The following is a 311-nucleotide window of genomic DNA, read 5'->3' on the forward strand; positions in this document are numbered from 1 at the left end:
AAAGAACAACCAGCCGAACCGAAAACCCCTGAGCGCACCGAACTCGCCCCCGCTCCCCAGATGGCCTTTCTCTTTCTCACTCGCGGGGACCTGCACCAGCCGGACGGATGGCGAAGCTACCTCGCCACCGCTGGAGAGCGGGCCACCATCTACAACAATGCTCGTGCCGAGGAAGCTATTGCCCCCCACTCTCCCCTCTTCGGTCGGCAGATCCGGGAAGCAGTGACCGACACCGCTTGGGGCGATCTCTCGCTGGTGCGGGCAACTCTGGCGCTTTTGCAAGAAGCTCTCGCCGAAGAAAGCAACAGCCA

1 protein-coding gene is annotated in these 311 nt (G+C 62.4%); it reads left to right on the forward strand.

Features of this window, described 5'->3' with window-relative positions; all coding sequences use genetic code 11:
- A partial coding sequence (locus JIN78_RS18060; RefSeq protein WP_200393207.1) for a hypothetical protein occupies positions 1-311 on the forward strand: 311 nt, incomplete at both ends.

Source organism: Roseibacillus ishigakijimensis (genome assembly GCF_016595415.1).
Taxonomy (GTDB): domain Bacteria; phylum Verrucomicrobiota; class Verrucomicrobiia; order Verrucomicrobiales; family Akkermansiaceae; genus Roseibacillus; species Roseibacillus ishigakijimensis.